Genomic DNA, 24,001 nt, shown 5'->3' with positions numbered 1-24,001 from the left:
GGATGGGGGAATCACTGGCGAGATCTCCGGCGATTTGACTGGCCTTCAGGACAGGACCAGTCCGATCATCACTCGCACCCTTATGAGGTAATTAAGAGACTACGGGCCGCGGTTGAGAATAGCCGGGGCGCCAGCTGTGCGTTTGCCATTAAGTGCTGTAAACCGGTTGCAGTTGCATGCGCTGCCACGGCAAAGAAAGATGGGGACATGATGAAAAAGATTGTATTTCTGGGTTGCGGTTCCATGGGTGAAGCGATTCTTGCAGGATTGTTGGCCACCGGTGTCCCACCACTTTCCCTGGTGGTTACGGTCCGTCGCCCCGAGCGGGCTAATGAGTTGGCTACCCGCCACGGCGTCACCGCTCTGGCCTCCCAAGAAGAAGCTGACGCCAATTCTCAGGCCGTCGTGGGTGCCTCCGTGGTCATTCTGGGAGTCAAACCCGTTGGCACGCTCGATCTCTGCCGGGAGATTGCCGGGGCGTTGGAATCTGAAACCGTGGTCATCAGTGTGGCAGCAGCCGTGTCCCTTTCTCAGCTGGAGGGCGCCTTGAAGCCGGGACAGCCCGTGGTTCGCTCCATGCCCAACACGCCGTTGCAGGTGGGTCGTGGCGTAGTGGCACTTTCTGGTGGCAGTAGCGTTGACGAACACCATCTCTCGGCAGCCCATGAGGTCTTTGCTGGCTCCGGGGTGGTCCTTGATATTCCCGAGGAGCAGCAAAACGCTGTGTCGGCCATTAGCGGTTCCGGCCCGGCCTACGCTTTTTACTTGGCTGAAGCGATGGCAGCAGCCGCTGAAAGCTTTGGCATGGATTCAGAGATCGCCCAGATCTTGGCCCGTGAAACGGTGGCCGGGGCTGGCATCATGTTGGCAGAACCCGGTGCCAACGCCACTCAGATGCGCCGAGCAGTCACCAGTCCTAACGGCACTACGGAGCAGGCCATTGCCACGTTCGACCGTCTAGGTTTGCCCGGGATCATTGAGGCCGGCGCCCGGGCCGCCGCCGCCCGGGCCGCCCAAATCACCCAAGAGCTAGGCAGCAACTAACTCACGTAGGGTGCGCCAGCGTTCGCATAGAAACGGTCATTGCTGCGATGGCGTTCGTCGCGTGCGGCGTAGCGGTGGGGAGGGGCCTCAGGCGGCCGCTGCTTCTAGCGCTAGGAGCAGCGACTTTGCCTCCGGGCCACCCAGATACGCGCCCTGACTGCCGTCGGAGCGGACCACGCGGTGGCATGGGACCACCAGCGGCAGCGGGTTGCGGGCGCACGCCGTGCCCACAGCCCGCACCGCCCGTGGGCTGGAGGTCAGGGCTGCCACCGCCGCATAGCTAGCCGTGTGACCATAGCCGATCTCTGGCAGATGGCCCAACACCTCACGCCTGAATCCGTGCGACAGACGGAAATCCAGAGGCAGCTCGAACTGTCTCCGGCGTCCCTCAAAATACTCGCCCAGTTCCCTGGCGGCGGACTCCAACAGCGCTGGGGACAGTAGCACCCGCGGACTAATGGCCGTGGCAAGCTGTGCTAGTACGGCATCGTGCCCCTCAACGGCGAAGGCCACGCGTACCAGTCCGGCCTTGGTCCCGGCCAGGAGCAACGGCCCCACAGGTGAATCAACCACCCGGTACGCCACATCTACCAGTCCTTCAACGGCGGCAGCCATCCTGAACCGGGTGGCCAGATTCAACAATTGCGCGCCCTCGACCCCTGCCACAGAGGCAAACACTGCATCAACTTTGCTTTCATTCATCAAAAATCAGCCCTTCCCTGACTCAAAAGCGCCCGTAAAGCCTTCATCCCGTCGGAGGCGGCCCGGCCCGCAGCCGCCTCGGAATTGCCTAAAATAGCAGCCACCTCGGCATGGCGCAGCCCGCCCAAATGGTGGTATGCCACGGCTTCACGCTGTCTGGGCGGCAATGCAGCCAGCGCCGCCCACACAAGAGCAGCTGTTTCGCCAGCCTCAACGGCTCGTACGACGTCGTCCCCTCCGCCCAGCCCCATCCCCCTAGCGTCTCGCGCGTCAGCGCGTGCGCCGCCGTCAGGGACTCCGGAGAGTGCCGATGCGGCCGCGCCTCCGTCCGGCACTGGCAGCCGCTGTGCTTTACGGTGATGGTCGATGGCCTTGTTCCGGGCGATCGTCACCAGCCACGCTTGCCTGTTACTGACATCTCCCGTGGATGGGTAAACACGCAGGGCGGCCAAGAACGTCTCTTGCCACACATCATCAGCGTCCACTGGGCCCACCAGGGCACGGCAAACACGCAGGACCACCGCCCCGTGCAGCCCCACGAGCTCCTCAAAAGGCGGCAAGGATCCCGCGCCGATAGATCCTGTGGCGAGAGATCCCGCGCCGCTAGATCCTGAGCCGCCGGTCCCCGAGCTGCCAGCTCCCGAGCCGCCAGCCTTAGGGCCTGTCCCGGTCCCGGCCGTCACAGCAAGTCCACCTCGAGGCGGCACATCAGAACAGCGCCTCCGTGTGCGTCCGGGATGGATTCTCCAGCTCCAGCAGGAACTGCTTGCGTTCCAGGCCACCGGCATAACCGGTCAGTGAACCGTCCGATCCCACCACCCGGTGACACGGCACCACGATACTGATCGGATTACGGCCGTTGGCAGAACCCACGGCCTGCGCCATCGACGGATGACCCAGCATCGCCGCCAACTCTCCGTAGCTACGCAGCTCGCCATAAGGAATCTCCCGCAGAGCAGCCCAGACCCGGTGCTGGAAGTCGCTGCCAACCGGTGCCAGCGGCAGGGAAAAACTGTGGCGCACGCCAGAAAAATATTCACCGAGTTGTTCCGCCGTGGCATCAAGAACCCGGGAGGCTGCCGGAGCAACTGCTTCCCCAAACGTCTCCAACGCCGGGCGGCGCTTATGCTCCGCCATGTACACAGCCGCGAGTCCGGCGTCGTGCTCTACTGCCGTCAAGAGCCCCAGCGGGGAATCAAAAACCATGTGCCTGATCATCTAAAAGCACCTCCTGCCCAGTAGACGTTCCGTAGGCCAAAAATGTGAGTCTCAGGGCCGCGAGGCGAAGCGCTCCAGCAACTCAACATCGCCGGAAACAATGAGCATGTCGCGGCTGGAAACGCGCGTGTGCGGCTGCGCATACGTGAAATCCTCGCCCGGGGACTTCACGCCCACCACCGTCACCCCGTACTTGGAGCGGACCTTGGATTCCTCCAGCGTGAACCCCTGGGTCTCCTTCGGGGGGTACATTTTCACGATCGCAAAATCGTCGTCGAACTCGATGAAGTCCAGCATGCGTCCACCCACCAGGTGCGCGGCGCGGACACCAGCGTCGGCCTCGGGGTAGATGACGTGGTTGGCGCCAATGCGGGTGAGGATCTTGCCGTGCGACTGCGTGATCGCCTTGACCCACAGGTGCGCGATGCCCAGGTCCACCAGGTTCACCGTAATGAGCACGCTGGATTCGATGGACGTTCCCACTCCCACGACGGCGGAGCTGAAGTCCTGTGCCCCGAGCTGTCGCAGCGCGTCGATGTTGGTGGCGTCCGCCTCGACGACGTGGGTGAGCACGCCGGCCCACTTCTGGACCAGGGCGGGGTCGCGCTCGATCGCGAGCACCTCGCGGCCCTGCTTGACCAACTGGTGTGCGGTGGCGGCGCCGAAGCGGCCCAGGCCGATGACCAGCACGGGCGCGTTGTGCGGCGGGCGGTTGCTGGAGTCTATTTTGTCAGCCAATGATGGGCCTCTCTTCCGGATAGTGGAACAGCTGGCGGCGCTGGCGCAGGGCCAAGGCTGCCGCAAGGGTGATGGACCCGACGCGGCCAAAGAACATCATGGCGCACAAAATATACACGCCCGACGGCGGGAGCTCGGCGCTGAGCCCCGTGCTCAGACCCACCGTGGCAAAGGCCGAGATGGTTTCAAAGAGCACCCGGTCCAGGCTTTGGCCCGAGATGGCCAGCAGCAGCCCACAAGCGATCATCACCAGCGTGGCGCCCATCATGATCACGGAAATGGCTACGCGCATGGTCCCTTGCGGGATGGTGCGGCCGTAGATTTTTACGTCGTTGTCGCCGCGGGCCTCGGCCACAATGGCTAGGAACATCACGGCCAAGGTGGTGACTTTGATGCCGCCGGCGGTGGATGCGGAGCCGCCACCCACGAACATCAAAGCGTCCGTGAGCAGCATGGTGGAGGAATTCATGGAGTTCATGTCCACCAGGTTGAAACCCAAGGAGCGGGTCATGACGGAGGCAAATAGGGCGTGCGTGATTTTGTCGCCAACACTCATCTCACCGATGGTGTTCGGGTTGGCCCATTCCATGGCGCCCCACAAGATGGTCCCTGCCACGAGCAGCATCAGGGAGACCTGAATGGTGAGCTTGGCGTGCAGCGTCCATTTCTTGAAGCGGAAGCCGGTGGCCAACAGGACCATCAGGACGGGGAAGCCCAGGCTGCCGATAAAGCCGCCGATCATGAGCGGTGTCAGTATCCACAGATCTGCTTCGTAGGGGACTACGCCGTCGGAGTGGGGTGTGAAGCCGGCGTTGTTGAAGGAGGAGATGGAGTAGAACGCTGCATGCCAGATGGATTGGGGGAGGGATTCGCCCAGAATCAGAAACCGTGGCGCAAGTGCCAGGAACAAGATGACTTCAATGGCCACCGAGGTGCTGATGACAATGCGCAGCAGCGTACCCACCTCACCCAAACGGCCGGCGTTCATGGCTTCCTGAGCGATCAACTTTCCACGGACGCCCAGTCGCTTGCTGACCATGAGCGACATCAAGGACGCCAGCGTCAAAATACCCAAACCGCCAACAAAGATGCCGATCAAGATGACCAGCTGGCCAAAGAAGGACCAGTGCAAGGCTGTGGAGACCGTGGTCAAACCCGTCACGCAGACCGCCGAAACCGCGGTGAAGAGGGCATCGTGGAACGCCGTGGCTTGGCCATCGCGGGCAGCCACCGGCAGGCAGAGCGTCAAAGTGAAGGCGAAGATAACGAGGGCAAAGACAATCAACGCCAACCTGGCCGGGGAGCTATTGGCCACCCCGTCCACGAAGTCGCGAACGCTGACCACTACTTTTAGCGGCCAGCGGGGCTGTTTCTGGGGGAGCGCAGTTCTAGCAGTCAACGCGGTGCTTCCCCTCCTGCCGTGAAATCCTGCCAAGAAACCTGTAATGCGCAAAAGTCGCGGATACGGCATTTGTGCCCGGACTTCGGTAGCCTGTGATGGATGTCATCATTCGCCAGCTCAGGGCCAACGGCCGTCCCGACAAGCATAGTCTGCGATGCGGCCATGTCCGCGTACAATTTTGGCTCCAATCATCCCATGTCGCCCAAGCGCCTGGACCTCACCGCAACGCTCGCACGGGAGTTGGGAATCTTCGATCTCCCGCAGGTGGATGTGGTGGAGTCCTACATAGCGTCGGACGACGATTTGGCCACGGTACACACGCGTGACTACATTGCAGCGGTGCGCCGGGTAGGCGATGACCCCACACTCACCGACCCCGAACGCGGACTTGGCACCGAAGACGATCCTGTCTTTGCTGGCATTCACGAGGCCAGCGCGCGGCTGGCCGGTGGGTCCTTGGTAGCCGCGAACGCCATCATCAGCGGAGCCGTTCCGCGGGCAGTGAACTTTGGTGGCGGCATGCACCACGCCTTTGCCGGGAAGGCGAGCGGCTTCTGCATCTACAACGATGCTGCTGTGTCCATCCAGAAACTGCTGGATTCAGGTGTTTCCAAGGTGGCCTACATTGACATTGATGCCCACCATGGCGATGGCACCGAGAAAATATTTTGGGACGATCCACGCGTCCTGACCATTTCCCTGCACGAATCGGGGATGACGCTGTTTCCGGGCACGGGCTTCGCCAACGATCTAGGCGGGCCCGAAGCGATAGGCTCCGTTGTCAACGTCGCCTTGCCAGCTGGCACCTCAGATGCCGGTTGGCTGCGAGCCTTCCACGCCGTCGTGCCTCAACTCGTAGAAGCCTTTGCCCCCGAGGTGATCGTCAGCCAGCACGGCTGTGACTCACACCGGGCCGATGAGCTGACGCACCTGAATACCAGTGTGGATGGGCAGCGGGAGGCGGCGCTGAGCATTGCGGCACTCGCGGACAAGGTGTGTGGGGGGCGGTGGATTGCCACCGGCGGCGGCGGATACAACATTGTCAGCGTGGTGCCGCGGGTGTGGAGCCACCTCATGGCGATCGTTGCAGGACGGCCGGTGCCGCTGCGTACCGCAGTTCCGGAATCGTGGCGTAGCTATGTCGCGGAAAAGTACGGGATGGTGGCGCCGCTGCTCATGAGCGAGGATGCTGACACGTGGTGGCGTTCGTGGGAAGTGGGTTACAACCCCTCGGATGCGCTGGATCGGACCGTCATGGCCACCCGGAAGTCAGTGTTCCCGCTGTATGGCTTGGATCCCTGGTTCGACTGAGGGCTAGTTTTGGGTTCTACCGTGCCATGTTGGGGTGCTCAGGATGCCGGATTGGGCATATGTCGTTAGGGTAGTGGAATGGTTGTTGAAAAAGTCTTTGCGGTGATCGCCGAAAGCACCCGCCGAGATCTTTTGGAAGCGCTGGCGCAAGAAAGCAAGTCGGTGGGGCAACTGGTCGATGAACTGGGTGTCTCTCAGCCCACTGTTTCCAAGCATTTGCGGGTCCTGCGTGAAGCTGGTGTGGTGACCATGCGTGCTCAGGGTCAGAAGCGCTACTACGGGATCAACACTGAGCCGCTTGCTTTGGTGTCCACGTGGTTGGAAACCTTGGGTGCCGGTGTGGTCGCCACCGCCGCGGCCGAGGCAAATGGCGCCGACGGTGCTGCGACTGCCGACAGCTCCGAAGTAGTGACAGTGGTGACAGCAGTGACAGCAGTGTCGGCGAAGCCGCGTCCTGCGGTTGCACCCCCTGTGGTTGCACCCCCTGTGGTTGCGCCCCCGGCACCGGAGCAGGAAACTCCGTCGCAAGCTACGCCCGCCCAGCCAGCACCCGCCCAGCCAGTTCCCGAAAAGGTTGCTGCCACGGTGGCTGCTTCTCATCAGCCCGAGCAGTCTCCGGAGGCGCCGTCCGCGGTGGCACAGTCTAAAACTGACCGGGCCCCAGCCGTCTCCGCGGCGGCAGCGACTCCTCGGGCAGCTTCAAACGGAACGGCAGCCGTTGTGCCGTTTGGCAGTGTGCAGTCCGGCGTTGTGCAAGCGAATGAGAACGACGGCGGCACTCCCGGACAGTTCAGCCGCAGCGTGGGCAACGCCGGCCGTTTGGCCAATAGGGCCGCTGACTTGCTTTCCAACCTGCCGGCACTGCCCACCTTCAAGCGTCGCAAGAACTAAGCGTCACGGGAGACAGAAGTACGGGAGCTAGCACTGCCGGCGGAACCGGATGAGCCAGCGACGGGCCAGCAGAGCACGACGTCTCCATTTTGCTTCCATTAAATCCGCAAGATCATGCATAAGTGTTTGAATCGTGAGAAGAATTAGCCTATCTGGCGTCGTGACTGGAAAATTGCCACTGAGCATATTTATGCGCCGCGTGACGGTGCCTCACCCTTTTCAGGAGACTCATGGATACCAGGCTCGAAGCCATCCGGGAGCAAGTTTTAGCCCGTAACCCCGGGGAAAAAGAATTTCACCAGGCTGTTTTGGAAGTTTTTGAAAGCCTTGGCCCCGTTTTGGATAAGCATCCAGAATTTGTTGATGCCGCCGTGCTGCAGCGCTTGTGCGAACCCGAGCGTCAGATCATCTTCCGTGTGCCGTGGATGGACGATGCCGGCCGCGTACAGATCAACCGTGGTTTCCGTGTTGAATTCAACTCGGCGCTAGGCCCGTACAAGGGTGGCCTGCGTTTCCACCCGTCCGTGTACTTGGGCATCGTGAAGTTCCTTGGCTTCGAGCAGATCTTCAAGAATGCACTGACCGGCATGCCCATCGGTGGCGGCAAGGGTGGATCCGACTTTGATCCCCGCGGCAAGTCCGACGCCGAAGTAATGCGTTTCTGCCAGAGCTTCATGACCGAGCTGTACCGCCACATCGGCGAATACACCGACGTCCCTGCGGGTGACATTGGTGTTGGCGGCCGCGAAATCGGCTACCTCTTCGGCCAGTACAAGCGCATCACCAACCGCTACGAGTCAGGCGTTCTGACCGGTAAGGGCATCGGTTGGGGTGGATCGCTGGTGCGTCCCGAGGCTACTGGCTTCGGCACCGTCATGTTCACCCAGGAAATGCTCAAGACCCGCGGCACCAGCCTCGACGGCCAGCGCGTGATCGTTTCCGGTTCCGGAAACGTTGCCACGTTCGCCATCGCCAAGGCCCAGCAGTATGGCGCCAAGGTCGTTGCTTGTTCTGATTCCTCCGGCTACATCGTGGACGAGAACGGCATTGACGTTTCGCTGCTGCGTCAGATCAAGGAAAAGGAGCGCGGCCGCCTGAAGGAATACGCTGTTCGCCGCGGCTCTTCCGTCAGCTACGTTGAGGGCGGCTCCGTCTGGGACGTCAACGCCGCTGTGGCCCTGCCGTGCGCAACGCAGAATGAAATCAACACCGAAGCGGCAACCCGCATGGTGAAGAACGGACTCCTCGCCCTCGCCGAAGGCGCCAACATGCCATCCACGAGCGGTGCCATTGCTGTCTTCCAGGAAGCGGGCATCCTGTTCGCTCCGGGCAAGGCAGCCAACGCCGGTGGCGTGGCTACTTCTGCCCTGGAAATGCAGCAGAATGCTAGCCGTGACGCTTGGACCTTCGAGCACACCGAAGAGCGCCTGCACAAGATCATGATTGGCATTCATGACCGTTGTGCTGAGACCGCAGATACTTATGGGTCCCCGGGCAACTACGTGGTTGGCGCCAATATTGCCGGCTTCGTGAAGGTGGCCGACGCCATGCTCGCGCAGGGCCTGATCTAGGACCCATTTGCTTCAGCGATGACCCGTAGAGAACTGCCAAGGAATTATCTTTCCTGGCAGTTCTCTTGCGGGTCATTTGCCTTTTCGGGACTCAAGGGGCAATAAAGGTGAAAGGATTCAATAATATGTCTTTTTCCTTGACATGATGTTTGTTAGCGCTCACTATAGGTGATGCGCAGCACGTGCGGTATGCACCTGCGCCTTCAAGCTGAATGCCAAGGAGCGAACTGCCATGTCCCGTGCACGGATCAGTATTGATCGCGATTTCACCATCTCCGAAGTTCCGCGCCGTCTCTTTGGTTCTTTTGTGGAACACATGGGCCGGTGCGTTTATACGGGTATTTATGAACCCGGTCATCCGGAAGCCGACGAACAGGGTTTCCGCAAGGACGTGCTTGCGCTGACCCAGGAACTTGGTGCAACGGTCATCCGGTACCCGGGCGGGAACTTTGTCTCCGGATATAACTGGGAGGACGGCATTGGTCCGGTTGCGGACCGGCCCCGTCGTCTCGACGGGGCGTGGCACACGGTGGAAAACAACGCATTTGGTCTGCACGAGTTCGTCGACTGGTCCAAAAAAGCCGGCACCGAGATTATGGAAGCCATCAATTTGGGTACCCGCGGTGTCGAGGCTGCCCGCGAGATCGTGGAATACGCCAATCATCCGGGTGGCACCTACTGGTCAGATCTCCGGGCGAAGAACGGTCACAAGGAGCCCTTCGACATCAAGCTGTGGTGCTTGGGTAACGAGATGGACGGGCCCTGGCAGATTGGGCACAAGACCGCCCACGAATACGGCCGCCTCGCACAAGAAGCCGCCAAGGCCATGCGCCTGGTGGACCCCACCCTTGAATTGGTCGCCTGTGGCAGCTCCAACTCCGGCATGCCGACCTTTGGGGAGTGGGAACGGACGGTCCTGACCCATACATATGAGGAAGTGGACTACCTTTCCCTTCATGCTTACTATCAGGAGCAGGAAGGGGATGCCGAGAGTTTTCTCGCCAGCGCCGTCGATATGGATCACTTTATCGAAGCGGTGGTTGCCACTGCCGATGCCGTACGGGCCAAGGGGCGGCACAAAAAACACATCAACTTATCCTTTGATGAGTGGAACGTTTGGTACAGCCGCCCGGGTGATCCCGACAGCCCTGAGTACCTCGCCACGCAGCCCTGGCAGCAACATCCACGGGTCATTGAGGACAAATACAACGTGACCGATGCGGTGGTTGTCGGCACGCTTCTGAACTCCTTGCTGCGCCATAGCGATCGGGTGAAAATCGCCAACCAAGCCCAGCTGGTCAATGTCATTGCGCCCATCCTGGCGGAGCCGAATGGCCCGGCCTGGCGGCAAACCATCTTCCACCCGTTTGCCCTCATGGCCTCGCTCGCCAAGGGTCAGGTCATGCGCACCGAAATTCTTTCCGACACCGTAGAAACGTCCCGCTTTGGTGCCGCCGATCTGGTCGATGCCAGCATCACTTGGGACGAAGAATCTGGGAAAATGGCGCTGTTCTTGGCTAACCGTGGGCTGGAGGAGGCGGCTCAGGTGCAGGTGCGCCTAGGCGGGTTCGACGCCGGAGAAGTCACCAAAGCGCAGGTGCTTCACGTCCCCTCAGGGCTGGACCGCTTCGCCAAAAATACGCTAAAGCTGCCCAACCAGGTGGGCATGCGCCCCCTCGACGGCGTGGCGGCAGTCGGGGACCAACTCACGCTGACGCTTCCAGCTCTGTCGTGGGCCGTCGTCGAACTTTCCGTGGCGAAGAAGTGAGCGATGCACTAACGGCCGTGAAGGTGGAGTTGCCCTCACCCATTCCGGGCTATTTTGCTGACCCCACGATCGCCGTGGTTGATGGGCGCTATCTGCTCTTTGCTACCACGGACGGATCTCCGCAGTGGAGCTCCACTGGTTTCAGGGCGTTCACGTCCACCGACCTGCTCTCGTGGGAGGACCATGGGGTTGCCTTCGACGTGCGTGAGGCGCAGTGGGCCTCCGGGCATGCCTGGGCGCCGGCCTATGCGCAGGCCAACGGCAAGCACTACCTGTACTTCACGGCGGACAGGGGCGCCATCGGGGTGGCTGTGGCGGATGCTGCCACCGGCCCCTATGTGGACTGTGGCCACGCTCTTGTGGTTGATGGCGAGTTCGACGGCGTGACGATAGACCCTGCCATCTTCGCCGACAATGACGGCAGCAGTTATCTGTTCTGGGGCAATGGTGTGGCCCACGGAGTGCGGCTGGCTCCGGACATGGTGTCCTTTGCCCCAACGGAGGTGGTGTCCTGGGTGCCGGAAGAATTCCGTGAAGCCGTGTGGGTGCACCGGCGCGGGGATATCTACTACGCTTCATGGTCGGTGGATGATACGAGGAGCGAGAACTACCGGGTGCACTATGCCACGAGCTCGGCTCCGTTGGGCCCATGGGAGAACAGGGGCGTGCTCCTGAGCAAGGTCGCTGAGCGCGGCATCGTGGGCACCGGCCATCACTCCATCGCCGTGGTGCCCGGCACGGACCACTGGGTGGTGGCTTACCACCGCTTCGCCATTCCAGGGGGCAATGGATATCACCGCGAGTTGTGCTTTGATCGCTTGTATCACGGCCCTGATGGGCTGCTGGAACAAGTGGTACCCTCCGCAGAGCCGCTGTGTCTGCCGCTGGGCGCTGACGAGCTCACTCACGGAGCAGACGGCTGACCGCGCGGCAAATCTGCGCGGGGCGAGCAAAGCCAAGAATTAGAATAACTTTCCAGGTCGTGGGAATGCGCTTGCCAAGAAAGCTTCTGGACGATATTGTATCGTTTCAGAAGTGTTATTTGAATCACGTATCCGGTTGTGAACACCACGGCGGAAATGAAAGTTGCGGCGGCCACGGCGGCTCCGCGCAAATCTACGGGCGAAGGAGCTCTCATGATCAGCAGAAGGAATTTTATTACCGCCATTACCACCGGCGTGGCTGCAACGGCATTGCTGAGCGCCTGTGGCAACTCAGGTGATTCCGGCGCTGGTACAGTCGAGGAGCCCACCGTCATCAACTACACCTGGTGGGGCAACGAGGACCGAGCTGAGCGTACGAATAAGGCCATTGCCTTGTTCAACGAGCAGAACCCCACCATCAAGGTTGTTGGCACCTTCACTGACTGGGCCGGCTACTGGCAGAAGCGCTCCACCGAAGCGGCTGGCGGCGGCTTGCCGGACGTCATGCAGTGGGACCTTTCCTACTTGCGTGACTACGCACAGCGCAACCAGCTGTTGGACTTGGGTGCGGCCGGTGTAGACCTCTCCGGTTTTGAGAAGACCTTGCTCCCCTCCGGCAAGGTCAGCGACAAGCAGTTCGCGGTCCCCACCGGAACCAATGCTTTCGCCATTTACTACGATCCGGCCAAGCTTAAAGAAATTGGCGTGGCCGAACCGACAGGTGACTGGAGCTACGCGGAATACAAGAAGTTCTTGCAGGATGCCGGTCAGGCCAGCGCTGGCAAGTACTACGGTTCTTCCGATTACACCGGTGTCTGGTGGCAGTTCAACATCTGGCTTCGCCAGAACAAGATCGAGGCCTTCACCACTGACGGAAAGTTGGGCTTCACCAAAGCTGACTTGAAGAAGTGGTGGGGATCCGTCTCGGAACTGCGCGGCACCCCTGCACTTATTTCGCCTGATCAGGTGACCCAGCTGCTGCCCAAGTCGCCCTTTGGCGCCAACAAGACGGTCTCGGAGCCTACGTGGGATAACTTCATGGGCGGTTACCTGGGAGACTCCGGCGCTGCGGAACTGAAAATGGTTGCTGTACCCTCCGATGATCCTGACAACCTGGGTCTTTTCCTTAAGCCGGCCATGTTGATGGTGGCAAGTGCCAAGACCAAGAATGCCGCAGCAGCGACGAAGTTCATTGACTTCATGGTTAACGCACCCGAGGTGGGCGACATTTTCAAAACCACCCGTGGCGTACCGGCGTCCAAGACCCAGCGTGAAGGTACCACCTTTGAAGGTGTCGATGCTCAGGTGGTGGCCTACGAGGAGTCGATCTCCAAGTACCTCAGCGATGCACCCGAGCCGCCCATCGTTGGTTTCGGTACTCTGGAGTCCGAGTTCCTGCGTATTCAGGAAGAGCTGAACTTCGGCAAGGTTGACGTGGATAAGGCCGTGGAGCAGTGGTTCGTCTCGGCTGAAGACGTTATTAAGCAAAACGCGTAGTTAACGAAAGCAAGGCATTGTGACGCGAACACCAGCTCTCTCCCGGCGCGCCAAGTCCGGTCCTCCGCTGCCGACTAAAAAGTCCAAGCAGCGGAGGGCTGAGGCCCTCACCGGTTACACCTTCCTCCTTCCTTGGCTGTTGGGCTTCATTGTTCTGACTGCGGGTCCGATGATTTATTCCCTGTACCTCTCATTCACCAATTACAACTTGTTTGAAGCACCGAAGTGGATTGGTCTTGAGAATTACACAGACCTTTTCCAGGACGATCGATTCATCCAGTCTGTGAAGGTCACGCTGACCTACGTTGTCTTCGGCACGCCAACAAAGCTGCTCGCCGCTTTGGCTATTGCCATGCTGCTCAACAGCAAGCGTCGCGGCCAAGGGTTCTACCGCTCAGCGTTCTACGTTCCCTCACTCATCGGAGCGAGCGTCTCCATCGCTATCGTGTGGAAAGCCATGTTTGGTGACGCCGGTCCGGTGGATCAGTTCCTGCAGTTCTTCGGAATTGGGATCGGTGGCTGGGTGGGTAACCCCAACATGACCATGCCCATGATGATCCTGCTGACGGTATGGCAGTTTGGTGCCCCGATGATCATTTTCCTGGCAGGCCTGAAGCAGGTCCCGGCAGAGCTTTACGAGGCCGCCGAGATGGACGGCGCGGGCTGGTTGAAGAAATTCACCAGTATCACCTTGCCCATGCTCTCCCCGGTGATCTTCTTCAACCTGTTGATGGAGACCATCCACGCGTTCCAGATCTTCGCGTCTGCTTTCATCATTTCCAATGGTGCAGGCGGCCCCGCAGGGTCCACCATGTTCTACACGCTCTACCTGTACCTGCGTGGTTTTGGGGACTATCGAATGGGCTACGCCTCGGCGATGGCCTGGTTGCTGCTGATCGTGATCGGTATTATCACTTTGATCTTCTTCAAGACCTCCGACAACTGGGTCCACTACAGCGGGGATGAAAAATGACAATCACTTCCATCAAACCCGATGAGACTATTGGTGGTGGCACTGGTGACCCGGTGCTCCGTTCACCGAAGTCCCGGACCCTTTTTGGCCGCAGCATCAAGACACTGATTTTCCATGCAGTGTCACTGATCCTCATCGCGGTGGTGCTTTACCCCGCAGCGTGGATGGTGGCCTCAGCCTTCAAGCCCAGCAGTGAGATTGTCGGCAACGCTGCAATCTGGTCGAGCAACTTCAGCTTCAAAAACTTCGCTAAAGCCATGGACGGCATTGGCGGGGTTAGCACGCTGCAGTTCTTTGGTAACTCGCTCTTCTTGGCCGTTGGCTCAGTTGTCGGGGTGGTGTTTTCCTCAACCGTGACGGCGTATGCGTTTACGCGTATCAATTTCCCGGGGCGGAAGCTCTTTTTCACCCTGATGATCGTGACCTTGTTGCTGCCCTTTCACGTGGTCATCATCCCGCAGTACATCATCTTCCAGCAGTTGGGATTGGTGGATACCTTTGTGCCGCTGCTCCTGGGCAAGTTCCTTGGTGCGGAAGCATTCTTTGTGTTCTTGATGGTCCAGTTCATGCGTAATTTGCCCAAGGAACTGGATGAGGCTGCACGTATTGACGGAGCCGGCCATGTGCGGATCTTCTTCAGCATCATGCTTCCGCTGATGAAGCCTTCAATTATCACCTCCTCTATCTTTGCCTTCATTTGGAGTTGGAACGATTTCCTGGGGCCGTTGCTGTACTTGAACACCCCGGACAAGTACCCGCTGCCACTGGCCCTGCGCCTGTTCGTTGACCAGACGCAGAGTTCCGATTACGGTGCCATGATCGCCATGTCGGTTTTGGCGTTGCTTCCGGTGCTGCTGTTCTTCCTGATCTTCCAGCGCCACATCGTCGAAGGTGTTTCTACGCAAGGACTCAAGGGCTAGAGATGGCTTCCTCACTCCGTTCCGGCAAAGAAACCCGGCAGGCACGCAACGCCAGGCTTGCCGCGACGGCGGCGCCCAAAGTGAACAAGTTCGCGCTCCTCAGTGAGACCCTTTTGCTAGGAGTGTGCTTGTTTGTACTGGCGCTGCCCGTGGTGACTGCCCCGGCAGCCTTCGCGGCGGGTTCCGCTCATATGGAACGCCATATCTCGGGCCGTAGCGACAGTGTGGCCTCACTTTGGGCCGACTTCCGGGCGGCCCTGCCCGGAAGCTGGCGCTTTGGTCTGGTTGCGTTGGCGGCCGGCGTGGTGGCAGGCATCAATGCTTTGCTGGCTGGTTCGGAGCAACTTCCCGGCGGGACTCCGGTCCTCGTTGCTACGGTGGCTCTCGTTGCTGGGTTGGCTGTGGTGCTCTTGCGTACAGCTGCCCTGTGGCAGTTTGAACAGGAGGCTGCTCAGGTGCGCTCCAAAGACGTGCGCACCAAGGACGTACCCGCTACAGACGTGCCCGCTAAGGATGTCTGGTCCGGTGCATGGGCTCAAGCCAAGGTTGATGCGGCCGGTGATGTGTCAGGTTCGGTCTTGTTGCTGGCAGCCATGGCGATGGCTGTGACGTTTGTCTGGATGCTGCCGCCGCTGGTCTTTATAGTCCCCGGTGCGCTGGTACTGGCCGTCGTTGGTGTTCGGTACCGAACGATAGCGAACTAGAAAAACAAGCAAACAAGCTAGTACAGCAAAAGGCCGGTGGCTTTGCAGGATTTCCTGCAAAGCCACCGGCCTTTGTTGTGTGTCTTAGGATTCAGCGATCACGGCAACTGCTCCGGCAGCTACGATGCCGGTGAAGGTGGCTCCGCTGAGGAGTTCAGTTCCTTGGGCGCTCACCGCTGCATCGAGCTCACTGTGGTTGATGGCGAAGAGGAAGCTGCGGCCATCGGCGTGCAGGCGGCGGGACAGCTCAACTCCGGCAGCCGCCGTCGTCGGAGCAGCGATGCCGGATTCTTCCAGCAGGGCATCCACCAAGCCTTCCAAGGTGGCGGTGTCGGGGAAGGTGGCTAGGTACCAGGCGGATCCAGCGCCTGCGGTGTTGCGGGTAATGGCGGGTACTCCCTGAAGCGGGTAAGCCGTGAAGGAGACCTTTGCCTCGGCGCCAGCCAGATGCACGTGTTCGCTCCAGATGCTCCCCGCGTTGCCGTTGTCCAGCGCTACGGTGCCGGCCTCGGGCAGGGGATGGAACTCTTCTATATTGATGCCGAGGAGTTCGCGGAAGGCGCCGGGGTAGCCGCCCAGACGGACGGCGTCGTTCTCATTGACGATCCCACTGAAGTAGCTGATAAGCACCGTGGCCCCCCGCTGAGCAGCGGCGGCAATGTTCGCTGCGGCACTGTCGGTGACGGTGTACAGGGTGCAAACGAAGACCAGATCGTAGTTCTCCAAGGCGGCGTCCGGGTGCACAAAGTCCACCGTGATGCCGCGCAGGAACAGCGAGCGGTGGAACGCGCGAAGCATATCCAGATACTGCACATCGGTGCTGGGATGCGAATCCAATTCGCTGGCCCACCACGCCTCGTAGTCAAAGACAATGGCTGCGCGGGACTCCACGCGGGAGCCTTGGATGGACGCCAAGGACGTCAAAGCGGAGCCAAGCTCCACCACCTCGCGCCAGACACGGGTGTTCGTTCCGCCATGAGGAACCATGGAGGAGTGGAATTTCTCCGAGCCCGCCTTGCTTTGGCGCCACTGGAAGAACATCACGGCATCCGCGCCGCGGGCCACATGGGTCAGCGAGTTTCTGAGCATTTCCCCCGGCATCTTGGGCATGTTGCGTGGCTGCCAATTCACGGCCGAGGTGGAGTGTTCCATGAGCATCCACGGTTTGCCAGCCGAGACTCCGCGCGTCAGATCGGCGCTGAAAGCCAACTCGATATGGCGTTCGGTATCGGCCGCGACCAAGTAATGATCGTTGGCGATCACATCGACGTTTTTAGCCCAGTCGAAGTAGTCCAAAGCTTTCGTGGCGCTGCTGGCCATGAAGTTGGTGGTGGTGGGAATCAGCGGAGTGACCTCGCGGATCACGGCTGCCAACATGTTGTAAAAATCGATGAATGCCCATGAACTGAAGCGCGCGAAGTCCAGTTGCTGGGTTGGGTTCAAGGTGGTGGGGGCATTCCCAGGGGGCAAGATTTCGGCAAAGCTGCCGTAGCGCTGGGACCAGAAAGCGGTGCCCCATGCCTCGTTGAGAGCCTCGATGCTGCCGTAGCGCCGTTCCAGCCAGCTTCGGAAGGCCACGGTGTCCTCGGGTCCGTAGAATTCCGAGACATGGCAGCCCAGCTCGTTATCAACGTGCCACAAGGCCAACGCCGGATGGTCCTTGTACCGTTCGGCGAGAACGCGTGTCATTTTCGCGGCGTACGCGCGGTAGACGGACGACGACGGAGAGTAGTGCCGCCGTGAGCCCGGCCCCAGCGTGGTGCCGTCAATGGTGACGGGCAGGATTTCCGGGTGCTTACGTACCAGCCACGCGGGCGGCGCCGCTGTTGCCGTGGCGAGGGCCACGTTGATGCCTGCTGTGGCGAGATTGTCCATGATGTCATCGAGCCAACTGAAGTTGTAGTTGCCTTCGGCAGGTTCCAGCCAAGCCCAGGAGAAGATGCCCACGCTGAGTGCATTGACACCGGCTTGGCGCATCAACTCCAGATCCTCACGATGGACCTCAACGGGCCACTGTTCCGGGTTGTAGTCGGCGCCGTAGGCGATGCCCGGGATTTTGTCCCAGAACCGCGCCATCCGCAAGGCGCTGGCAGTTGCCTCCTCTGTGGGGAGTTCGCCGGTGCTGGTGTTGGGGGTGGGATGACTGGACGTCGTGGGGGTCAGGGAGGGCATGTAGCTCCTTGGGTCGGGTGCCTTAACGGCTTTGAATGATTCCTGGGCGAGCGTGTGGGTGGATGCGCTCACCGTGAAGAAGGTCAGTGGGTTTTTGTCAGCCGGCGGTGTTGTAACCAGTCAGTGGGTGTTACTCCAGTGCTGGAGCTGTTCCTCTGTCACCAGGCCGTCGGCCACGGTGACAGTGATGGACCGGGACAAGGGTTCTCCGGGTTGTAGTGTGAGGGGTTTGTCCCAGGCCAGGCATGAACCGACGCCCGGGTAGTCATGTGAACGGACAAACCACGGGTCCTGGGCTTCAGGCGGCGCTGTGAAGACCAGGGTTGCTTCCTTGCCACCAAATTCGCCCGAGAATGCGAGCCAAGGGGCGGAAGTGCCATTGACGGCATCCTCCCCGGTGTGGGCGTTTGTCCGCACATGCACTCTCTCCGCCTGGGGGAAGCGCCAGAAGAAGCCGCCGTATCCGGCGGCTTCGCGGCCGTTGGAGCCAGGGCTGCCCAGCACCACCGCTGTGTCTGATGCTGGGGAAAGCGTAAAGTTCAGCTGCAGCGTCCACGCCCCAAAACCTGCCTCACGCCAAGACCAAGTTCGGGTTTCGTGGAGCAGCGTTTTGCCCTCCGGGTCCTGCCACGACAATTCTTGGCGGCAGGAAGAGTTGTCTTGTGTGGAACTGGTCACCACGACCACGCCGTGGTCCGCAAGCCACTCATAGGCGTTGGTGTCACGAACAAAGCTTGGCCCGCCCCAGAAGTTGACGTTGTTCACTGCCGGGATGGCGATGCTTGCGCCGAGGTGCCAGGGGTGATCCAAAGGCATGGCCGCTGTGACCAGGATGCCGCCGCGGGTGGTGACCGGGTGCAGATAGGGGCGGGGGGACAGTGTTTGGGCGATGTTCTGTCCACTGATTTCTTCAGCGAGAGGCACACCGGAAATGCTCAATGACGTCTCTGACGGGACGGCTCGGGCCCAGGGTGCACCAATTTCGCTGAAGGTGGCTTGCGCTGCTACGGCCCGCGCGATCCATTGGTCAATGTCTTTGACGACAGGGTGGGCGGCCATTCCTTCTCCGATCCAGTCCAGATGGGCGGGAGCTATGGGCGCGGGGTCTTCGGCGGTGCGGACGGCTTCGAGCACACTCATAAAGGCGCCGCTGTTCTCCAAAGAGCTCAACAAGGCGGTGCCATTGTTCCGGTGCGCTATGAGGTTTTCCAAAAGGTCGGTGCGGCCAAACTCCTGACGCACAGTGCCGGCAGGGGTGGTGATTTCCAAAATGTCTTCGGTGTAGTAGAAAACGGCCTGGGCTGCCGTGCCGTGAACCGTGACGAATGGATCAGAATCTGCGGCGGCACACACCGTCAGTGCGCTCATCACCGAGGGGCCTTGACGGGGAACAACCCGAACCGTGGAGGTGTCATCGCCCTCGATGTCATGGGCACGGTACAAATCGGTATCGACCCGTGCAATGGCCTCCGCCGAATTGATGCCGGCAATATGAAGAGCCGTAGCCACCGCGTGGGCTAACGGATTGGTGGTGACACCATCCACCACGTCCACGCCGTTGATGGTGCGTTTACCTGCCCAGCGGGAACGTTGGTAATAGGCCTTGTCGCGCACCCACATCCCTGACGCGGAGTAACCGCGGATAGTGCCCAGAGCGCCGTCGGAAATTAACTGAGCAAGGGCTGGCAGGGCCAGTGAGCCCAGCGATTGGAAGCCGATCTGGACAGCTTTGCCTGCTTGCGCGGCAGCCTCACGTAGTTCCTGGAATTGGGCCATGGAAGCTGCCGTCGGCTTTTCCAAATAGACATCGGCACCCGAGGCCAGCGCCGCCAAGCCCAGCGTGGCATGGGTCTGGATGGGGGTGGCGATGATGATGATCTCCGGTGCCGTGCCGGCAGCTAGCAACTCGTCCAGGTTGTTGAACACGGCCACGTGCTCCGCCAAGCGGCCCGGAGCCGGTGGGTTGGGATCGGCAACAGCCACCATTTCCACCAGGCCTGCCGCCACAAGCCGGTCCAGATTGACTAGGTGATGGGTACCAAAACCGTGTACCCCCACCAGTGCAACGCGGGTTGCTGGAGCTTGTGGTGAAGCGGAGTGTTCCGAGCTGGCCATGATGTGAATCCTTTTGAGGTATGTTCCGGGCGAGTTTGAGTAACTCAGAAGCGGCGCCAAAGCTGCCGCTGCAGGCCCTTAGCGTTAGCAGCAGGCATGGTCTTCATGCTGATATGAAACGTATCAAAAATGGATGAAGGTGGTCAATGCCACATTGTGAGGTGAGCTCAGTGAGTCCCGTGACAGGAGCGAGGGAAAGAAGCCCAGTGAGCGCCATGAGACCAGCGGGGCTAATGCGTTCAGCGAACGCAGTGGGCTCGATAACAAAGTGGACTTGAGCTGCTAGCCGAGAGTGCTGGCCCGCAGTATCAGTTCAGGCTTGAAGACCACGGAGCGCGGCTGCGCGTTGGGGTTTTCTACTTGCTCGGTGAGGAGCTCAATGGCTGTGCGCCCGATCAAGGCGGTGGGCTGCTGAATGGAGGTCAGTGGAACCACCGCTGAGGCGGCAAAAACAGTATCGTCATAACCAACCAGCGCAACATCTTGAGGAATCCGCAAGGTGCGCAGCATGGTCAGTGACTGCATGACACCAAGGGCGAGCAGATCGTTGGTGCAAAACAATCCATCAGGCAGTTCACTGGGTTCGCGTTCCGCCAGGGAGTCTCCTACCTCGCGTCCGGCAAGGACAGTCAAGTCACTGGCCTGCAGAACTTCAAGGGTGGCGCCGGTCACCTCGGCGACGGCGCGCCTGGCGCCTGCGAGGCGGTCGGTGACCTGGTGGAGCTGCTGCGGGCCGGCTACGAAGGCGAGTTTGCGCTTGCCGATGTCCAGCAAGTGCTGGGTAGCCATGTAACCGCCGGAAACATCGTCGGTGGACACGGAGCTGAATTCGCCTGTGCTTGAGGTGCTGTCCACCAGCACCACCTTTGTTCCACGCTCCGAGAGTGAGGTCAGGCGCTTGGAGTTCTCCCCGACAGGGGAAATAAGTAGCCCCTGGACGCGCTGCTCCTCAAAGAGCTCAATGTAGTGGCCTTCGCGCTGACTGTCGTGGCCACTATTGCCCAGGACTACGGCGTTGCCGCCCTGCGCGGCCGAGTCTTCCGCGGCCCGGGACACCGATGAGAAGAAGGGATTGCCAATATCCAAGACGATCAGTCCAATGGTGCGGCTGTGGCCAGCCCGCAGCTGGCGGGCCACGTCATTACGGACAAAACCAAGTTCGGCAATGGAATCCAGTACGCGGTCGCGCGTCTTCTGGGCTACGCGGCCAGGGTAGTTCAAGACATTGGAGACGGTGCCCACGGCAACGCCGGCATGGCTGGCAACATCCTTGATGCTTGCTGACCGCATGTAATACTCCAGTTTCGAGGTTCAGGCCGCAGTGTCCTGCAGAACCATGGTTGACATCACTTTGCATCCAAGTGTACTTTGAAACGTAACAATGAATCGTTTCAAGAGTGGGAGTGCCGTGAAAGTCTGCTTTCGGTCCAAAGTCGATCCCAAGAACCTGATCGAGTACAAGAAACGGCACGCAGCGGTGTGGCCGGAGATGCTGCGGGAACTCAAGGCTGCTGGCTGGAATGACTACACGCTGCACCTAGGGGAGGACGGGCTCCTGATCGGGTTTGTGGACTGCGATGACCTTGACGCAGCACGAGCCCGGATGGCCCTAGCCGAGGTCAACGCCCGGTGGCAGGGAGAAATGGCAAGTCTCTTCCCGGCGTCGGACACCAATCCCGATGAAGGGTTCATTGTGCTGGAAGAAGTTTTCAATCTTGAACACCAGCTGGCAACGGCTGGCAACGACGTAGAAGGAATCAACAAATGACGGATATGGCAACGGCGCTGAACCGCCTAGATGATCTGGCCATTGAGGTGCCCTCATGGGCATATGGCAACTCCGGTACCCGCTTCAAGGTGTTTGGTACCCCGGGTACGCCACGGACCATTGAAGAGAAGATTGCTGATGCCGCTCAAGTTAACAAGCTCACCGGCTTAGCCCCGCTTGTTGCCCTCCATATCCCGTGGGACAAGGTCGAAGACTACGACGCCCTCAACGCTTACGCTGCGGACCAGGGCGTTGGTCTTGGAACCGTCAACTCAAACACCTTCCAGGACGACATTTACAAGTTCGGCTCCTTGACTCACGTGGACGCGGCAGTACGCCGTCAAGCCATTGATCACCATTTTGAGTGCATTGACGTCATGGATGCCACCGGCTCCCGCGACCTGAAGATCTGGCTGGCAGACGGCACCAATTACCCGGGCCAGGGCGACATCCGCGGTCGCCAGGACCGACTGGCCGAGTCCTTACAGGAGATCTACGCACGCCTCGGCGAGAACCAGCGCATGGTCTTGGAATACAAGTTCTTTGAGCCAGCTTTTTACCACATGGACGTCCCGGATTGGGGTACTTCCTACGCCCAGACACTGGCTCTTGGCGAGAAGGCACTGGTGTGCTTGGACACCGGTCACCACGCCCCCGGAACCAACATTGAGTTCATCGTGGCTCAGCTGCTGCGCTTGGGCAAGCTGGGTTCCTTCGATTTCAACTCGCGTTTCTACGCCGACGATGACCTGATTGTTGGCTCAGCCGACCCGTACCAGCTCTTCCGCATCATGTATGAAGTGATCCGCGGCGACGGCTTGGGCCCGGACAGTAGCGTGGCCCTGATGCTGGACCAGTGCCACAACTTGGAAGAAAAGATCCCCGGCCAGATCCGTTCCGTGCTCAACGTGCAGGAAATGACGGCGCGCGCACTGCTCGTGGACCGTGTTGCCCTGACAGAAGCGCAGAATGCCGGAGATGTTCTGGGGGCGAATGAGATCTTCTCCGACGCTTTCTACACCGACGTTCGCCCGGTTCTTGCCGGCTGGCGTGAATCCCGCGGCCTGCCGGCAAATCCGCTGGCCGAATTTGCTGCCAGCGGTTACCAGAAGAAGATCAACGAAGAGCGCGTGGGCGGAACCCAGGCCGGTTGGGGAGCATAAGAAATGACTGAAGCAACAAGCACGACGGCGGCACCCACCAAGGCGTCCAAGGGCGCCGACACGGTGGCTGAACTGATCTCCCGCTCCAACCGTTTGGGTGCGGATAAACGCAATACCAACTACGCGGGTGGCAACACCTCTGCGAAGGGCACTGCGGTTGATCCTGTTACGGGTGAGAACGTGGAGCTTCTCTGGGTCAAGGGATCCGGTGGAGACCTGGGGACTTTAAAGGAAACCGGATTGGCGGTGCTGCGTCTGGATCGTTTGCGCGCCATGGTTAACACGTACCCGGGTGTTGAGCGTGAAGATGAGATGGTGGCAGCTTTTGATTACTGCTTGCACGGCAAGGGTGGGGCTGCGCCGTCCATTGATACGGCCATGCACGGTCTGGTTGATGCGGCCCATGTGGATCATTTGCACCCGGATTCCGGTATCGCGATTGCTACAGCGGTTGATGGTGAAGCGCTCACCGCTACTATTTTCGGTACGAAGGTGGCGTGGGTGCCGTGGCGCCGCCCCGGTTTCCAGCTGGGCCTGGATATTGCTGCGATCAAGGCCGGAAACCCGGATGCTGTGGGTGTGATCCTGGGTGGTCACGGTATCACTGCGTGGGGTGCCACCAGTGAAGAGGCCGAGGTCAACTCGTTGTGGATGATTGAAACGGCAGAGAGCTACATTGCCGCTCATGGTCGCAAGGATCCCTTTGGTGCGGAACGTCCCGGTTACGGCGCACTGCCCGAGGCCGAGCGTCTGGCCAAGGCCGCTGCACTGGCACCGACGATTCGCGGATTGGCATCCACGGACAAAGCCGCGGTGGGTCACTTCAGTGACGACACCGCCGTCCTAGACTTCCTGGCTTCGGCCGAACACCCGCGTTTGGGTGCTTTGGGCACCAGCTGCCCGGACCACTTCCTGCGCACCAAGGTCACCCCGCTCATCCTGGATCTGCCGGCAGATACTTCGGTGGAAGATTCCATTGCACGCTTGAAGGAACTCCACGCCGAGTACCGCACCGATTACGCGGCCTACTATGACCGCAACGCCGTTGAGGATTCCCCGTCGCAGTGGCCTGCCATGCGCGGCGCGGATCCGGCCATTGTGCTGGTGCCCGGCGTTGGCAT

The 24,001-nt window shown here is 60.3% G+C and carries 21 protein-coding genes; 13 read left to right on the top strand and 8 right to left on the bottom strand.

The genetic code is table 11. From position 1 onward, the window contains the following. The first annotated feature begins 207 nt into the window (after window positions 1-207). Window positions 208-1,044, top strand: a complete 837-nt coding sequence (gene proC, locus AB0O97_RS01540) for a pyrroline-5-carboxylate reductase (RefSeq protein WP_363879150.1) — start codon at window positions 208-210, stop codon at window positions 1,042-1,044. Window positions 1,045-1,131: 87 nt separating this feature from the next. Here proC and AB0O97_RS01535 read toward each other — a convergent pair whose 3' ends face one another. From AB0O97_RS01535 to AB0O97_RS01515, 5 genes are all read right to left on the bottom strand, one after another. After that, window positions 1,132-1,659 (bottom strand): methylated-DNA--[protein]-cysteine S-methyltransferase, encoded by a 528-nt coding sequence (locus tag AB0O97_RS01535; protein WP_363842192.1) that lies wholly within the window; start codon window positions 1,657-1,659, stop codon window positions 1,132-1,134. Window positions 1,660-1,745: 86 nt separating this feature from the next. After that, window positions 1,746-2,429 (bottom strand): RNA polymerase sigma factor, encoded by a 684-nt coding sequence (locus AB0O97_RS01530; RefSeq protein ID WP_363879147.1) that lies wholly within the window; start codon window positions 2,427-2,429, stop codon window positions 1,746-1,748. Between the two features lie 25 nt (window positions 2,430-2,454). After that, the gene (locus tag AB0O97_RS01525; protein WP_363879144.1) at window positions 2,455-2,952 is read right to left on the bottom strand and encodes a methylated-DNA--[protein]-cysteine S-methyltransferase; all 498 of its coding nucleotides are present in this window, start codon (window positions 2,950-2,952) and stop codon (window positions 2,455-2,457) included. A 63-nt stretch (window positions 2,953-3,015) separates the two neighbouring features. Further along, window positions 3,016-3,654 carry a TrkA family potassium uptake protein gene (locus tag AB0O97_RS01520; RefSeq protein ID WP_363842189.1) on the bottom strand — a complete coding sequence of 213 codons (639 nt, stop codon included), beginning with the start codon at window positions 3,652-3,654 and terminating at the stop codon, window positions 3,016-3,018. A gap of 40 nt (window positions 3,655-3,694) precedes the next feature. Next, a complete protein-coding gene (locus AB0O97_RS01515) occupies window positions 3,695-5,047 on the bottom strand; it encodes a potassium transporter TrkG (RefSeq protein ID WP_363879643.1) in 1,353 nt (450 codons plus the stop codon). A 156-nt stretch (window positions 5,048-5,203) separates the two neighbouring features. Between AB0O97_RS01515 and AB0O97_RS01510 the strand changes: the two genes are divergently transcribed. From AB0O97_RS01510 to AB0O97_RS01470, 9 genes are all read left to right on the top strand, one after another. Beyond that, window positions 5,204-6,415 carry an acetoin utilization protein AcuC gene (locus tag AB0O97_RS01510; RefSeq protein ID WP_363879141.1) on the top strand — a complete coding sequence of 404 codons (1,212 nt, stop codon included), beginning with the start codon at window positions 5,204-5,206 and terminating at the stop codon, window positions 6,413-6,415. 78 nt (window positions 6,416-6,493) lie between these two features. Next, entirely contained in the window at window positions 6,494-7,306 is an 813-nt protein-coding gene (locus tag AB0O97_RS01505; RefSeq protein WP_363879138.1) for a metalloregulator ArsR/SmtB family transcription factor, read from the top strand. A gap of 230 nt (window positions 7,307-7,536) precedes the next feature. Then, entirely contained in the window at window positions 7,537-8,877 is a 1,341-nt protein-coding gene (gene gdhA / locus AB0O97_RS01500) for an NADP-specific glutamate dehydrogenase (RefSeq protein ID WP_363842059.1), read from the top strand. Between the two features lie 232 nt (window positions 8,878-9,109). Next, a complete protein-coding gene (locus AB0O97_RS01495) occupies window positions 9,110-10,645 on the top strand; it encodes an alpha-N-arabinofuranosidase (RefSeq protein ID WP_363879136.1) in 1,536 nt (511 codons plus the stop codon). Continuing rightward, on the top strand, window positions 10,642-11,568 hold the full coding sequence (locus AB0O97_RS01490) for a family 43 glycosylhydrolase (RefSeq protein WP_363879133.1): 927 nt from the start codon (window positions 10,642-10,644) through the stop codon (window positions 11,566-11,568). The genes AB0O97_RS01495 and AB0O97_RS01490 overlap by 4 nt, the downstream gene beginning before the upstream one ends. 213 nt (window positions 11,569-11,781) lie before the next feature. Next, window positions 11,782-13,065, top strand: coding sequence for an ABC transporter substrate-binding protein (locus AB0O97_RS01485; RefSeq protein ID WP_363879130.1), 1,284 nt, complete (start codon window positions 11,782-11,784; stop codon window positions 13,063-13,065). Between the two features lie 19 nt (window positions 13,066-13,084). Then, the gene (locus AB0O97_RS01480) at window positions 13,085-14,038 is read left to right on the top strand and encodes a sugar ABC transporter permease (RefSeq protein WP_363842048.1); all 954 of its coding nucleotides are present in this window, start codon (window positions 13,085-13,087) and stop codon (window positions 14,036-14,038) included. Then, entirely contained in the window at window positions 14,035-14,958 is a 924-nt protein-coding gene (locus AB0O97_RS01475; RefSeq protein WP_363842045.1) for a carbohydrate ABC transporter permease, read from the top strand. The genes AB0O97_RS01480 and AB0O97_RS01475 overlap by 4 nt, the downstream gene beginning before the upstream one ends. 2 nt (window positions 14,959-14,960) lie before the next feature. Continuing rightward, window positions 14,961-15,662: a Poxvirus protein I5 gene (locus AB0O97_RS01470; protein WP_363879127.1), complete on the top strand. Its 702-nt coding sequence runs from the start codon at window positions 14,961-14,963 to the stop codon at window positions 15,660-15,662. Between the two features lie 84 nt (window positions 15,663-15,746). Here the strand turns inward: AB0O97_RS01470 and AB0O97_RS01465 are convergent, their stop codons facing one another. From AB0O97_RS01465 to AB0O97_RS01455, 3 genes are all read right to left on the bottom strand, one after another. Beyond that, a complete protein-coding gene (locus tag AB0O97_RS01465) occupies window positions 15,747-17,738 on the bottom strand; it encodes a beta-galactosidase (RefSeq protein WP_363879640.1) in 1,992 nt (663 codons plus the stop codon). A 216-nt stretch (window positions 17,739-17,954) separates the two neighbouring features. After that, window positions 17,955-19,949, bottom strand: coding sequence for a DUF6807 family protein (locus AB0O97_RS01460; RefSeq protein WP_363879124.1), 1,995 nt, complete (start codon window positions 19,947-19,949; stop codon window positions 17,955-17,957). 282 nt (window positions 19,950-20,231) lie between these two features. Then, window positions 20,232-21,239 (bottom strand): LacI family DNA-binding transcriptional regulator, encoded by a 1,008-nt coding sequence (locus AB0O97_RS01455; protein ID WP_363879121.1) that lies wholly within the window; start codon window positions 21,237-21,239, stop codon window positions 20,232-20,234. Between the two features lie 118 nt (window positions 21,240-21,357). On the opposite strand from AB0O97_RS01455, the gene AB0O97_RS01450 reads away from it, so the two are divergent. The 3 genes from AB0O97_RS01450 to AB0O97_RS01440 form a co-directional block, all read left to right on the top strand. After that, on the top strand, window positions 21,358-21,717 hold the full coding sequence (locus AB0O97_RS01450) for an L-rhamnose mutarotase (RefSeq protein ID WP_363842033.1): 360 nt from the start codon (window positions 21,358-21,360) through the stop codon (window positions 21,715-21,717). After that, complete coding sequence (gene rhaI, locus AB0O97_RS01445; protein ID WP_363879118.1) at window positions 21,714-22,880, top strand: L-rhamnose isomerase; 1,167 nt, start codon at window positions 21,714-21,716, stop codon at window positions 22,878-22,880. The genes AB0O97_RS01450 and rhaI overlap by 4 nt, the downstream gene beginning before the upstream one ends. Window positions 22,881-22,883: 3 nt before the next feature. After that, a partial coding sequence (locus tag AB0O97_RS01440) for a class II aldolase/adducin family protein (protein WP_363879115.1) occupies window positions 22,884-24,001 on the top strand: 1,118 nt, incomplete at its 3' end.

The sequence above is a fragment of the Specibacter sp. NPDC078692 genome (assembly GCF_040686835.1).
Classification (GTDB): domain Bacteria; phylum Actinomycetota; class Actinomycetes; order Actinomycetales; family Micrococcaceae; genus Specibacter.
This window is presented reverse-complemented; position numbering and strand designations above follow the sequence as displayed.